Genomic DNA, 13572 nt, shown 5'->3' with positions numbered 1-13572 from the left:
CATCCTTGTTTATCCACAACTTTTTAAATTTGAATTTTAAACGCTGTTAGTAATATCCTATTTAAACAAATTCTACTTCCAAACACGCCTCGTAGCGTAGGAGTATCTCATGTCTAAGAAGTTGCCTATTTACTTCTCTGACGACGCATGGTCATCTTTACAAGAGCTCATGGGTCCAGAGGGTAAACCAAGTCCTACCATCAACACCGTGCTTGAACAAATCGCTGTTCAAAATGAGCTTGTTGAAAAATTAGGGCTTACTGCTGTCCTACCCAAATCCAAAGTATCTATTCCCGTCTCTTTAGAGCGTATTCCTGCAGGTCCGGCCTTCAGCACCAAGGATGAGCAAGACAAAGCACTCGATCTGAATGAGTTCCTGATTCACAACCCTATTTCTACTTTTATTGCCTATGTAGACAGTGAATCCATGCTCGATGCTGGCCTAGAGATTAATGATCCAATCATTATTGATCGCAGTATTGAAGCCAAGCATTACGATATCGTGGTTGCCCTGATTGATGACAATGCCTCGACCATTAAGCGGCTGATGATCACCAATAAGATGTCCAAGTCTGAAATCAAAGAAATATTTGGAGATGAAGATTATCCGCTTCCAGAACTTTGGTTGAAGGCTGAAAATTCGAATTACAATCACATCATTCCTGATGATAGTCAGACCATATCAATCTGGGGTGTGGTGACTTTTAATTTAAAGCGTATTTATCACCGCTCATAAAAAGAAGAATAACCATGCAAAGTGAAAATGAAATATTCGCGTTAGTCGACGTGAATAATTGCTACGTCTCGTGTGAGCGTGTGTTTAATCCTGCCTTGAATGATCGCCCAACCATTGTGCTCAGCAACAATGACGGCTGTGCCGTGGCCAGAAGCCAGGAAGCGAAAGACTTAGGCATCAAGATGGGTGTTCCTGTATTCCAAATTAAAGAGCTAATCAAACAACATAACATTCAGGTGCTATCCAGTAATTTCTCCTTATATGGCGAAATGTCCAAGCGCTTTATGGAGCTGCTTGGGGACTATGTTGCACCAGGAGATCAAGAGATACCGTCTGAAACGTCAAGCAAATTATTGAGAATTCATGCTCAATAATCCGCTTGATAAGGTTGTTGGTGTTTGAGTACACCATAACAAAGATGAACCAACTTCCTCATCGCAGCTCCAATCGCCATCATTTTGGTTTTACCATTGGCCAATAATCTTTCATTCATCCCTCTAATGTGGGGATTATGCCGAGTTGCGACAATGGCTGCCATATATAAACCGGCACGTATTTTGGAAGAGCCCGCTTTGGATAAACGGCTTCTGCCATGAATGGAGCTACCTGATTGCTTTTGAATGGGGACCAAGCCAACAAAGGCGGCCGCTTGACTAGCGCTTTCAAAAGTATGGCTGCGCAAGAAACTGAGCATTAATAAACTGGTTCGATCTGCAATAGCTGGAATACTGCTGAGCAGTTCTTTATCATTTCTTAAATCAGGATTCTGATCGATATGAGCATCAATTTGCTGGTCGATACCCTGAATGTGCTTGTTTAACTGCCTAATACTCTTATGGATAGACTGAAGTACAGGTTCCATCGTGAAGGTAGACTCTGCTTTTTCCAAACGATTCTTTTCACGTTGTAAATCTTCACAAAGCACAGCTCTTCTATCTAGCAAAGCATTCAGAAATTGAATAGGTTGGGGTAAAGGTTGCCAAAAATGTAGATCGGCAGTCATCGCAAATCGAGCTAGAACTTCACTATCCACCTTGTCTGTTTTATTTAGCTTAGACATACTCTGAGCAAAATATCGAGCTCTGGCAGGATTGGTTACACAGACTTGATAGTCCGCATCAAATAAATATTTAGCCAAGAGTTCATGATAAATAGATGTGGCTTCCATTAAGATAATGGTCTGCGTAGAAGTTGCAGCATGCTGCTTTAGCCAGGTTTGAAGTTGCTCAAAACCTTTTGGTGTATTTGAAAAAGTTTTGGTTTTCTTTTTACTTGCAGAATTTTCTAAAATTAAACAGCAATCAATTTTAGCTTTAGCAACATCAATACCAAGATAAAACATAATCTTTACCTGCTTTATTTATCCAATTATTGTTTTAGCATAACCACCGTCTTTTCTTGTGAATACAGCATCAAAGTGCTTAGTTACCGTCCAGAGTTGTGCAAGTGGTTAGGGCAAATTGTAGGTTTTATCTCTTTCACAGACTAAAAGTCTTAGGTCTATTACAAACTCTACAATTTGCATATAGTGGAAGCTAATCACTACAAGCTCCAAGATACAAGGTCTATTCCATTGATGAATGCTTTCTGAAGCTCACAGCTTACGAGCATCTATTTGACCTGACTGTATATGCTCAAGACATGAGGGCTAAGGCTTGGCGTTGGTTAGGCCTACCCTGCTGTATTGGAATTGGTCGCTCTAAAACCGAAGCCAAGATTGCCAATCATCTCGCCAAGAAAAACAAGTTCTTCAATGGGGTCTGTAATCTGGCCCATATGGACCCATGCTCTACAGAAACGCTACTCGCGCAGGTTGATGTGTCTGAGGTTTGGGGCGTAGGCAGACAGAACTGTAAGAAGCTCAATACTATGGGTGTTCAATCTGTGCTGGATCTGATCAATGCCAATCCTAAAGAAATCAAAAAGCAGTTTAGTATCGTGATGGAAAAGACGGTGCTTGAGCTACAGGGCCTTTCTTGTATTGACCTTAGTGATGATACTGTAGCGAAGAAGCAAATCATCAGCAGCCGTTCATATGGCAACCCAGTGTATGAAATGGATGACATTAAAGCTTCGGTTCGGCTTTATGTGGCCAGAGCCGTGAAACGAATGCGGGAAGATGGCTCAATCTGCAAGATGATCGGCGTGTATATCCAAACCGGTCGCTTTGATAAGACAGAGCGCTACTCGCCTTACATCGTCGTTCAAATGCATGAGCATACGGATGATCTACTGCTCATCACCAAGGCCGCGATGAAAGGCATCGATCAGATATTTAAGAAAGGCTTTAAGTATAAAAAGGCGGGAATCGTGCTGCTCGAAATTACAGATCAATCCAAGTTTGTGCCCGATCTATTCACGGACTATTCACATAAGCAAGAGCGAGAAAGGCTTTCAGATGCCATCGAAGCCATCAGTGAACGGTTTGGGAAGAATCTCGTCACGCTAGGCATTGCCAACAATAAAGAAGCCACATGGCACATGAATCAAAACCTTAGATCACCTTCGTATTTAACCAAATGGTCTGACTTACCAAGAGTAGGATAAAAACATGCACTTATTTAAATTAACTGACGAACAACTCGCACAAATTCTTATCCCGAAACGATTTGTACCACCTACTCCACCTGAACATGAAGGCAAGAATATGGTCTATGTATTTGATAGTGAGGATAAGTTTGAACTGACTTATGATGAGCTGGTGGAAATCATTAGCAAAGCTAGAATGGCTGGTCCGAAGTTGATACCTGTCTTAGGCACCGTGAATTAAATTGTGCAGTGTTCGCACGCCACTTGAAACATAACTTGATTGGAAATGAATTTGGGCTGAGAAAAATTCAGTTCAAATTTAACCTGACGGGCACACTAAAAAATGGGTAATTGTCAGATCGAGTTTGGACTACAACACTTTAGCTCATCGATTTACCAAAGTGCTAATCTTTACACTATTGTCTAAAATCCAGTGACCAAATTGTGATGCTAAAGCTTTTAAATTCCCTTTATTATGAATCAAAGTTAGTATGATGCTTTTCATAAAGACAGTTTACTTATAACCAGAGAGATTTTTAAACAATTCCCCCTTTTCAGTTTGCTTAGGCTATTTGATCCAGAGTTCATCTTTTTGCATCATTTTTAACATTAAATTAAATATAACCAGCGGAGTAACATTTTTTTTGTTAGAGCCGACAACTCTTTGAAAACTAAATTTAACGGTTCGCTCAGGAGCATCCAAATTAACTGGGTAGTTTTGTTTTTCTAAATACAGATGATCTCCTAACATTGGCTCTATACCAGTAATAAAATTAACAATTTGTTGCTCATCACCTTTCATTCGGCATTGAAAATGTAGAAAATTCTTACGCAGTTTTCCAAATAATAATAATATTTTAAGCGCCTTAACCATGTTCTTTTCTTTCAGTGCATCTTGCTGCCTATCATCTTTATAATGAAAATCAAGGAGAGGAATTATTTCATCTGGACGAGTCAGTTTTTTAGCCTTTTCGTAAAGTTCATCAAACCAACTCTCTTCTAAATTCTTACTATAAACATAATTCGTTTTTAAATTAAATTTTTGGCGATCCATCCATTTAGTGCTCATCCATTGACATCGTTGCATCCATTCTTGAGCTTGGGTATCTTCGCTTAAACGACCTTCTCTAAAACTTATCAAACGTTGAAAAGGTGTCAGAGTACTCTTCTCTATACTAAACTTCTTTTCTTGTCGGCCAGCCATCGTAACTGGCTGTGTTTGCTGATAAGAATTAAACCATTTCTGCTGCTGAGTATAACGATTTAGGTTTATGTAGTCTGTACTTGACTTCACTGGACTAAAACACTGTTCTAATACTTTTTTTGAAATGATACACGGCGAATTATAAATTCGATCGACTGCTAATAAATCCAAAACATGAAGGTAATTTGAAGCCGTTTGCTCAATACTGCTATGCCCCATCCAAGAGGCGAGCACCTGCCATTTATGTTGAATAATCTCTTCTTGAGCACGTGCTTTCATACCAAACAATAAATCCCTCATCTTTTTTGCTTTTACCCAAGGACAATCTGTGTAGGTCTTGATCATTTCTTTTGAACCGAGCAAAGTTATTGCTAGATAGTTAGCAGCACTGTGGCGTAATGTATGAAAACTAAAGCCATGATGCATACCTAATATTTGACTAAACAAATCTACTGTAATTTTGCTGATACATTGATCAGTTAATACACGATGATTCACACTAAAAAGTAGATCATCCTGCTGATTAACCAAATATTGCTCATAACGATGTTGTATGTAACGTTGTACTACTAAAAACTCATGTTCTGACAATGCAATTTTCAATGGTATTTGACGATTCGCACTTCGCGTTTTCAGACGGCGATATGAATTGTCTTGGATATGAAGCGTGATATTATTAAAAACTGTATTTTCTTTTTCTTTATAAAGTAGCTCTGGGCAAATAATATCTTGTATTTTAAGACAACGAACTTCATTTAATCGAAGTCCAGTTCTATAACTTAGTAAATACATCAGCTTTAAACAACTCAGATGATCGACCCACTCTGATGCCGTTGGCTCTTGACTTAAATTTTCTAGTTTTTCCAATAATTTGCCAAATAGCAAAGGACTCACTAGCCGTGCATTGCAAATTTGTAAATGCTTAAAACTTGAATTCTGTAACACCAATACCCCTGGAGCATCATAATTCTCTATACAGAATTGATGAAAATCTTTTAGGCGACCAAAACGGTATTCTGCGCTTTGGTGCATCTTACGAGAGGTTTTTCCTTTCACCGAATCTCGTTGAACTGCTTTTTCATCACGTTCACTGCTGTATTTCAATAGCTGCCGATATAAATCCTCATAGTCATCTATGGATTGTTGCTTTAAATCTAATTTATTGAGCCAAATCTCAAATATAAATTCTTTGCCAAACGATCCTAAGTAGCTTTCAATAGTTGATAATTGAAGCCCTCGTTTTTTTAAATGCATTAACCAGTGAATTAAGCGTAGTTGAGCATCAATTAAAGACTTTTCCTCCGTATTAGCATCAACTATCTTCTCCTCTAACACCCTTCTAGTTTCTTGCCAAAAACGTAGCGTGCGTTCTTCTTTATTCCTCTTTTTATCTAAACGCTCAACTTTTTGACCTTTACGTTTCTTTTGACCAAACAACATCAACTCATACGGAATCGTTTGTAATTTGCTTTGAACAGTCGGAACTTCAGGAAGTAACTGCTCTTGTTCAAAATGAATAGGGCGATTATCTGCTTCTGTGACTTGATTGTAATCATTATTCCACAGCAATCTAAATTCGGATGGCCTTAAAGCAACAGTATTAATCTCTTGCTGAAGCACATTACTCAAAAATATATCTATGCTGAGGTTTGGATTAAATTCGAGTACCATTTGCACATCATTAAATGCACGAAATCCACGGCGTTTAATTTGATATTGCAGATCCCCAAGACTTTTTTTCCTGCCTATCTTACTCAAGCTTTCTAAAATACAATCTTCAACTGAATGTTGCAGACAAAATTCTTTCTGAGTAGCTTTCAACTTTTTTAAATATTGCAAAATGAACTGCGCATATGGGTTAAAAAAAACATGTTTCCATTGGTACAACTTTCCCTGTTCTACATCGTTGCCATATTGAGAGTTTTCAACACGATAATGTAGTAACAATGGATTAGTGATTTTTTTGTAGTCCGAATGGTATAACCGAAAACAATTCAGATCTGTACCAAGCTCAATGGCCTCCTGCAATTGCTTCTGAATAGCAATCAAATGCTGTTCATCTGCACAGCCTGAAATATATATAAAACTTAAGCATAAATTTCCCCATAAGTACTTTGGTTCATTCCAATATTCAAATGAATCTTGCCAATACTGCCTTAATTCCTTAAGTACATGGATATGTAGATGCCCCTGTTCTAACCGTGACTCTGTACTCTCAATTTTTCTAGGCAGTACGATCCGTTTAGTATGTGGATTTAGCTTAATTCTGTATGATTTTTTATCTACATTCTGGTTGAATTGCTTCCTTCTTTTATTAAATTCATCTTCAGTAAATTGCATCAGTTTTGATTGTTCGTCTCGGCTCAACTTTTGACTCAAACAATCAACACTATCTTTAATGTCATGCCATTTTTCAGCGATCAGCTGATCAAGTTTTTGCTGCATTTCTTTCGTCAATACTTCAGGTGGAGAAGGCTGTCTATCTAGCGACTTTTTCACCATTTTATGAATATCAACAAATAGATCATCTAGTTGTGGTTTTATTAGTTCTTTGATTTTTTGCATACAACTATTTTCGCTCTAAGTGTTTAATCGATAAAGATTTGACATTATCTTGCAATTGCTGGCGGGCTTGCTGTACATAGACATTCGGGATAAGTGAAGAATGCGGATGAAAAGCCTCTCGGTCACGTTGGTCATGACCATACAGGGCCTGAATTAAGTGAAAAGCTAATGCTGGTTTACCCTCTTGCTGCTCATGCATCAAAAAGTTCATGTCAAAATGACGTAACCAATTCGAATACATATTCTTTGGAAAGACTCCTTGCATATATGAATTCACCCATTTTCTCGATAAAGGGATTAACTTAATTTTCCTGCTCTGCCATTCTTTGACAGTTATCGGCAAGATATCTTTACTAAAAATGACCTTACCAAAAAGATCATTTACAGTTATCTTCTTCTTTGCAAAGACTTGTCTAAAAAATGAACCGTACGCTTCAATAATTTGTTCTAAAAAGGCAGTGTAATTTTGCAGTGTTTTTATGAAAAAATCAGATAAAGGGATAAAACGACCATCTTTTCTTGCTTTACTATTTTTTTTATCATTCACATATAAAAGCTTGAGCTCAACACAATAATCATCCAAATTCCCCAACAGGTTTTTTTTAGGCCGACTTGCCAAACTCAACAAACTGATATGCCACATCCAACACGCATATGCATTAAGTTGATTAATAATGTGCTTATCTTCTTGGATGTTTTCGTGACAATGTCTATGTAAAATATGGAATTGCTCTTTCACAAAATTGGGTTCAAGTGCCAGTTGGCTCCCTATCCTTCCTATAGATAATGCAGATTGCACTTTGAATTGTTGTTGCAATATTTTTAGTTCAGCCGTGTCTTCAGTAAAATGTGTGGAATGTGGTGTAAGTGCTTTTTCTAAAAAGGCTAGATATGTGCTACTGAGTTGAGTTTTCGGTAGCCCGCCATAATAGATACCAGGCATGTGATGCTGACTATCCCGCCCAGCAATTACATGAGCAAGATATTCATTATATGTTTCATAATATATATGAAAATATAATTGAGCCTGCAGTTTTTCTACAGTGATCGAACCTACAAACCGATTATCAAGCCAATTCTTAAGTTTCGTATTAATGTGTGTTGATGAAATTAGTGGATTCGATGCTTGTTCTATATAGTCAAACCAAGCAGAAGGTAAATGTAGTTGATGTGTCATCACTTCATTCCACCGCACATGATTTAAGCTCTTAATCTTCTGCTCTGTAATTTTAAGATTTAATTTGAGTAAATATTCGCGACGTCTACTTGAACCATTCTGGATCAAAATTCCATCTTGAATAAGCTCGTTAAAATCCATCAGTGCGACGGGTGATAATCCCGTCAAAAGTGACAATAAACATGCTGCAGCGATTGCAGCATCCCTCCAGTGCCCGGATAACTCGGTTCTCAACACATAAACAATTTGCTTCAGTATATCTGGCGCCAAATAATGTGGATTTGTAACAAAAGGAGCATGACGGCGCTGGCGATGCCGCATTAGATGCGTCGCATTATCGCTGAGTATATAATTTAAATTTTTAGACTTTTCATCTTCTGAATAAAACTCCATTTCAGGATCTAATAGATCAACTTCACCCTCTTCATCTTTGTGAAGAGCGGCATCATAAATACTGATCTTTGCGTTATGTCCAATATCTACTTGCTTACCCGTTTTAATTTCACGAAATTTTTTGAGTTCATTTTTCGTCGGCCATTGCAAAACTTTACTTTTTTTTGACTTACGCTGACGATGAACAACACGACGATCATCAAGTCTTTTAAAAATTATTAATAGAGCCGATAAATACTCTATGGCTTGTACTTGTTTGAAATCTTTAATATTAAAAAGTTGATTACGATCCTCCTTTTTCAAGTTACGTTCGTACATGACATAGCGATTTAGTAGCTCACTGCATTCTTGAAATAATTCAGCATGATTAGAATCCAGAACATATCGTGATACATAGCGAAAGAGATCACAAACATGTTTTTGCTTATTCTCAGCTTTATCAATTTTTGCAAATTCTTGATACTGCCGATATGTTAAAAAACTCGCTTGTAGAATCAAATAACGTTCAGACGACAGCTCTTGAGTATTACTAGTAGTCGGGCATGCAAAATAACTTAAAGAAGCTAGATAATAATATTTACCTAATTGTCTAGAACTAGATATATAGCCATATATCTGTTGTGCTTCCTTATATAGAGCATGGGCTTTTTCACGTAAATCATCTGATAGATCGACAAATTGTGTATTCACAACATGATTGCGTAATAAACAATAATCTTTTTGGAATTTTTCTGCTAAATCTAAGAATTGCTCTTCTGTTTCAATCTTTGGCATATTCGCTTTCGCTTAATTTTTTATCAAATTGCATTGGTTAAATTCATTACGATCTGAACAATTTGGTAAAAGTTGATCTTTTATTGAACTCTTTGTCAGCTTAAAAAATCTAGCAAAAAATTTAGCATCCAGCTCTTTCTGAGCTTTTCTCTCAAAGCACAAGTGTTGCTGTGATTTTTCGATAAAATCATCAAGATTATGTATCAACTGTAAGATTGCAACATAATTAGAATGTACACGTAAGCATGGCTCCGTTTGCATTAATAGCAATATTTTTTGCCAAATTTTCACATAGATTATTTTGAACTTTGCTTGTACTACTACTTTCTGGCTCTGTTTAATCTTTTTGATTTTCAGTAGTTCTGAGTTAATTTTTACTATCTTAAATTGAACATTTTGTCGCTCAAAGCAAAAGGGCATGATAAATTGCCCCATAAATATCTCTATATTTTTTACTAAATAGTCAAATTTTAACATTTTTATCGATATAAAAAATGAGCATATCTTTGTATATTAAAATTCATTTAATTTATCAACTAAATTTTCTCAAAATTACAATTATCAACAAATACATATGGTTTACTTATCATGGGTGGTCTAAATTTTAAAAATTCTTCCACTTTTTTTTAGTTTTCTGTTATTACATGAAACAATACCGTTGTATTACATTTTGAAATGCTGTGTATGCAGCATTGATCAAAAAGATTCTCTGCTATACTTACTTCACGTGTAGCATCAATGGAGTTTCGAAATGCTCAGAACCACTGAACAGAAAAAAAAATATATTCAAGCGACACGTGCGCAAAACTATCAAGCCAGCCTAAAGCTTGAAGGCATTACAACGACAGCTCAAACAAATCAACAAAGTAAAGCTGAAATCTTGCAAAAATATAAGAAGTATTCGCAACCCGAAACTTAGTCAGGTGCATGTATGGATAAATATGGGGAAATGGGTGACAGCCTGTATTGTTACCCTGGCACAAATATCCTAAAGAACAAACTCAATATTCATGATGAACAAATTTTAGAACAAGCTGAACTAGAACTGTCTGGATTGGCAAGTAACTTAATTGAATATGCTGAACCACCTTACGACTTACAATACTTAAAATCAATTCATGCGCAGCTCTTTGGCGACTTATACGACTGGGCAGGAAAGTTAAGACAAATCGATATTTCCAAAGGTGACACCCGTTTTTGTAATTTTTCCCGTATTGAAATTGAAACCAATAAACTACTCAAACCGCTTCAAGAAAAAAAATACTTTCAAGGCTTAGCACCACAACAACTGATTCCTCAACTTGCCGACTTGTATTGTGAGCTTAATGTCATACACCCATTCCGTGAAGGTAATGGACGTACACAACGGATTTTCTTTGAGCATCTGATTGCTCATTGTGGTTATGGTATTGATTGGTCTCGCATTGACTCTCAACAACAATGGATTCAAGCCAATATTGAAGGTTTTTATGGTAATTTAAATCCATTAATTAAGATTTTTGAAATATGCTTTATTCAAAATACCTAAAATTTAAGTAGTCGAAGCCCACAATCCTTAATGAGCCATCATCTTTGCTTCAATCCACTGATTAATTTCCCAAATAAACCAACAATCACGATTCTTAGAAATCTTAATACTCTTCGGGTAATTTAGGGTAAGCGTCCGCTGAACACACCTTATGAATTCATCCTATAAGCCTTAATTTAGTCCCCACTTAAAAACAAGTGGGGACTAAAATTTATGACTACAAATCACCAGACATCCATCGCATCTCTTGCGAAAAAACGAAGAACATACAGTGCTGAATTTAAACAGCAGATCGTTCAGGCTTGTAAAGCACCGGACGTTTCAATTGCTTCGGTCGCTTTGCAACATGGATTGAATACAAATCTTGTATCCAAATGGATTCGCTTAATTGATGGTAAGCCAGGGAATGATCGCTCACCACTACCGAATAAACCTGCATTTATTGCCTTATCTTGCTCTGCACCATTAGATCCTACTCCTACTGACATGTTAACGGTTCAAATTACTTTACCCCACTCAAAAGCAGAAATTGGCTTGAAATGGCAAGTATCAGAAATATCTGCTTTAGCAGAATTACTCAAGGCACTTGCAACATGATCCGCATTGATGAAATCTGGCTTTCTACCCAACCTCTGGATATGCGAGCAGGGATGGATACTATCATGGCTCAGGTGGTGAGAGCCTTTGGCTACATTAAACCGCATTGTGCTTACCTGTTCTGTAATAAACGTGGCCATCGCATGAAAGTGCTGGTACATGATGGACTGGGCATCTGGCTGTGTGCCCGGCGGCTGGAACAGGGAAAATTCCACTGGGCGCAGGTTCACCAGGGTGAAAGCATGGCGATCAGTCCGGAACAGTTACAGGCACTGATCCAGGGTTTACCTTGGCAGCGCATTGGACGACAGCAGGTGGTGACGATGCTCTAAACTAGGCTGTTCCATTCTGCTATTCTCCAAACGTTCTATTTCCTCTGCGTCATGACCTCAGGCATACTGCGGTCATGAATACGCTGCCAGACTTAAGCCAACTGACCCATGAACAACTGCTGGAATTTACCAGACAGTTGGCAATGCAGCATCAGTCTCTGGCACAATCAAATCAAGAATTAGAAAAATCAAACCAGCAATTGGATGCCAAAGTTCAACATCTTTCCATTCTCACGCAAAAATACGAGCATGAGCTCGCACTATTTAAACAGCACAAATTTGGCAGTAAAAACGAACATCTCACCACAAAACAAATCCACCTATGGGACGAAGCGGTCGAAGAAGATATCGCAGCAGTTGATTTGGAACTGGAGCGGCTGAATGCAGATAAAACCGATGCAGCGACAGAGAAAGCCACAGTCAACAAACCTAAACGTCGACTGCTGCCAGATCATCTACACACCATCCGTATTGAGCATGAACCTGCATCAACCCAATGCAGTTGTGGCTGCCAGTTACGTCGTATCGGCGAAGATATCAGTGAAAAACTGCATTTCAGACCAGCACAGTTCTACAAGGAACAGCATGTCCGTGGCAAATGGGTCTGTGATCAGTGCGACACTCTGACTCAGCAAGCGATGCCCGCCTATGTGATTGATAAAGGCATTGCTTCACCTGAACTGCTCAGCCATGTGCTGGTATCGAAGTATGCCGATCATTTGCCGCTGTACCGTCAGCGCCTGATCTATCAGCGGGCGGGCATTGATCTGTCCAGATCTACTTTATCTGACTGGATTGGTCGCTGCGGTGTGGAACTGGAACCTCTGGCCAATGCCTTAAAAGAGGTGGTGCTGCAACAGCAGGTGCTGCATGCAGATGAAACACCAGTCACCATTATGCGGATGGATGATGATGAGAAAAAACCGAAGAAAGGTTATGTCTGGGCCTATGCCACCACACAGTACAATCCAGTTCAAGCGGTGATCTATGACTTTCAGGATAGCCGTTCAGGCCAGCATGCTGCAGAGTTCTTGAAAGGCTGGCAGGGTTATCTAGTCTGTGATGATTACAGTGGTTATAAAGCACGCTTTAAATCAGGCCAGGTGATTGAGGTGGGCTGCATGGCCCATGCGCGTCGTAAATTCCATGAACTGCATGTGACCAAAAAAAGTCAGGTCGCTGAACAGGCATTAGTGCTGATTCAGAAACTGTATGCCATAGAAGCAGAACTCAGGAAAAAGACCGATAGTACAGCAGAACAGCGCCGCGAATACCGACAACAGCACAGCCAACCGGTGATGCAACAACTATATGAATGGCTCAACCAACATTATCTGACGGTACCATCGAGTTCTCCCACCGCCAAGGCCATCAATTACACGCTGAAGCGTTGGTCAGCTTTAAGCCGCTATCTGGATGATGGCAATCTACCCATTGACAATAACTGGGCAGAGAACTCAATGCGTCCCTGGGCATTGGGACGAAAGAACTGGCTATTTGCAGGTTCGCTGCGTAGTGGTCAACGAGCGGCCAATATCATGACTTTAATCCAGTCAGCAAAGCTGAATGGGCTGGATCCGTATGCCTATCTCAGTGATGTGCTGAAAAGGCTGCCGACACATAAAGCGACCCAAATAGAAGAATTACTGCCACATCGCTGGAAATCCAACTCAAATTAAAAAATAGGCATGGGGTTCAGCGGACGCTTACATAGATTGTTAACTTAGATAGACTTTT

At 38.7% G+C, this 13572-nt stretch carries 11 protein-coding genes and 2 pseudogenes; 9 read left to right on the top strand and 4 right to left on the bottom strand.

All coding sequences use genetic code 11. The features are described from left to right. The first annotated feature begins 109 nt into the window (after positions 1-109). Both FTU80_RS15980 and FTU80_RS15975 read left to right on the top strand, forming a co-directional pair. Positions 110-736 carry a LexA family transcriptional regulator gene (locus FTU80_RS15980; RefSeq protein WP_000038641.1) on the top strand — a complete coding sequence of 209 codons (627 nt, stop codon included), beginning with the start codon at positions 110-112 and terminating at the stop codon, positions 734-736. Positions 737-750: 14 nt separating this feature from the next. Further along, a pseudogene (locus tag FTU80_RS15975) lies at positions 751-1071 on the top strand (Y-family DNA polymerase); the annotation flags it as partial. 32 nt (positions 1072-1103) lie between these two features. On the opposite strand, the gene FTU80_RS15970 reads toward FTU80_RS15975, so the two are convergent. After that, entirely contained in the window at positions 1104-2078 is a 975-nt protein-coding gene (locus FTU80_RS15970; protein ID WP_150378074.1) for an IS110 family transposase, read from the bottom strand. Between the two features lie 218 nt (positions 2079-2296). Between FTU80_RS15970 and FTU80_RS15965 the strand changes: the two are divergent. Both FTU80_RS15965 and FTU80_RS15960 read left to right on the top strand, forming a co-directional pair. After that, positions 2297-3283, top strand: a pseudogene (locus FTU80_RS15965) (DUF4113 domain-containing protein); the annotation flags it as partial. A 4-nt stretch (positions 3284-3287) separates the two neighbouring features. Beyond that, positions 3288-3506 (top strand): hypothetical protein, encoded by a 219-nt coding sequence (locus FTU80_RS15960; protein WP_000550047.1) that lies wholly within the window; start codon positions 3288-3290, stop codon positions 3504-3506. Positions 3507-3833: 327 nt separating this feature from the next. Here FTU80_RS15960 and FTU80_RS15955 read toward each other — a convergent pair whose 3' ends face one another. Genes FTU80_RS15955 through FTU80_RS15945 form a run of 3 tightly spaced genes read right to left on the bottom strand, consistent with a single transcriptional unit; the run spans position 3834 to position 9855 of the window. Further along, positions 3834-7034 carry a site-specific integrase gene (locus FTU80_RS15955; protein ID WP_151208140.1) on the bottom strand — a complete coding sequence of 1067 codons (3201 nt, stop codon included), beginning with the start codon at positions 7032-7034 and terminating at the stop codon, positions 3834-3836. Positions 7035-7038: 4 nt separating this feature from the next. After that, a complete protein-coding gene (locus FTU80_RS15950; RefSeq protein WP_002058482.1) occupies positions 7039-9378 on the bottom strand; it encodes a hypothetical protein in 2340 nt (779 codons plus the stop codon). Positions 9379-9390: 12 nt separating this feature from the next. After that, positions 9391-9855: a hypothetical protein gene (locus tag FTU80_RS15945; RefSeq protein ID WP_000911011.1), complete on the bottom strand. Its 465-nt coding sequence runs from the start codon at positions 9853-9855 to the stop codon at positions 9391-9393. Between the two features lie 274 nt (positions 9856-10129). Between FTU80_RS15945 and FTU80_RS15940 the strand changes: the two genes are divergently transcribed. The 5 genes from FTU80_RS15940 (at position 10130) to FTU80_RS15920 (ending at position 13514) form a co-directional block, all read left to right on the top strand. Further along, a complete protein-coding gene (locus FTU80_RS15940; protein ID WP_005245168.1) occupies positions 10130-10297 on the top strand; it encodes a YhfG family protein in 168 nt (55 codons plus the stop codon). A gap of 12 nt (positions 10298-10309) precedes the next feature. Further along, complete coding sequence (locus FTU80_RS15935; RefSeq protein WP_004658347.1) at positions 10310-10906, top strand: putative adenosine monophosphate-protein transferase Fic; 597 nt, start codon at positions 10310-10312, stop codon at positions 10904-10906. 213 nt (positions 10907-11119) lie between these two features. Further along, positions 11120-11503: a transposase gene (locus FTU80_RS15930; protein ID WP_004762545.1), complete on the top strand. Its 384-nt coding sequence runs from the start codon at positions 11120-11122 to the stop codon at positions 11501-11503. Then, positions 11500-11835, top strand: coding sequence for an IS66 family insertion sequence element accessory protein TnpB (gene tnpB, locus FTU80_RS15925; RefSeq protein ID WP_004691519.1), 336 nt, complete (start codon positions 11500-11502; stop codon positions 11833-11835). Before FTU80_RS15930 ends, tnpB begins: the two co-directional genes overlap by 4 nt. Positions 11836-11909: 74 nt before the next feature. After that, the gene (locus FTU80_RS15920) at positions 11910-13514 is read left to right on the top strand and encodes an IS66 family transposase (protein WP_150378078.1); all 1605 of its coding nucleotides are present in this window, start codon (positions 11910-11912) and stop codon (positions 13512-13514) included. Positions 13515-13572 lie beyond the last annotated feature (58 nt).

The organism is Acinetobacter sp. YH12145, from assembly GCF_013418335.1.
GTDB classification, from domain to species: domain Bacteria; phylum Pseudomonadota; class Gammaproteobacteria; order Pseudomonadales; family Moraxellaceae; genus Acinetobacter; species Acinetobacter amyesii.
This window is presented reverse-complemented; position numbering and strand designations above follow the sequence as displayed.

What these genes read in the sequence shown, in the direction of transcription:
- FTU80_RS15980 (WP_000038641.1), top strand. Translation starts at nt 110, where the DNA reads ATGTCTAAGAAGTTGCCTATTTACTTCTCTGACGACGCATGGTCATCT.
- FTU80_RS15970 (WP_150378074.1), bottom strand. Translation starts at nt 2,078, where the DNA reads ATGTTTTATCTTGGTATTGATGTTGCTAAAGCTAAAATTGATTGCTGT.
- FTU80_RS15960 (WP_000550047.1), top strand. Translation starts at nt 3,288, where the DNA reads ATGCACTTATTTAAATTAACTGACGAACAACTCGCACAAATTCTTATC.
- FTU80_RS15955 (WP_151208140.1), bottom strand. Translation starts at nt 7,034, where the DNA reads ATGCAAAAAATCAAAGAACTAATAAAACCACAACTAGATGATCTATTT.
- FTU80_RS15950 (WP_002058482.1), bottom strand. Translation starts at nt 9,378, where the DNA reads ATGCCAAAGATTGAAACAGAAGAGCAATTCTTAGATTTAGCAGAAAAA.
- FTU80_RS15945 (WP_000911011.1), bottom strand. Translation starts at nt 9,855, where the DNA reads ATGTTAAAATTTGACTATTTAGTAAAAAATATAGAGATATTTATGGGG.
- FTU80_RS15940 (WP_005245168.1), top strand. Translation starts at nt 10,130, where the DNA reads ATGCTCAGAACCACTGAACAGAAAAAAAAATATATTCAAGCGACACGT.
- FTU80_RS15935 (WP_004658347.1), top strand. Translation starts at nt 10,310, where the DNA reads ATGGATAAATATGGGGAAATGGGTGACAGCCTGTATTGTTACCCTGGC.
- FTU80_RS15930 (WP_004762545.1), top strand. Translation starts at nt 11,120, where the DNA reads ATGACTACAAATCACCAGACATCCATCGCATCTCTTGCGAAAAAACGA.
- tnpB (WP_004691519.1), top strand. Translation starts at nt 11,500, where the DNA reads ATGATCCGCATTGATGAAATCTGGCTTTCTACCCAACCTCTGGATATG.
- FTU80_RS15920 (WP_150378078.1), top strand. Translation starts at nt 11,910, where the DNA reads ATGAATACGCTGCCAGACTTAAGCCAACTGACCCATGAACAACTGCTG.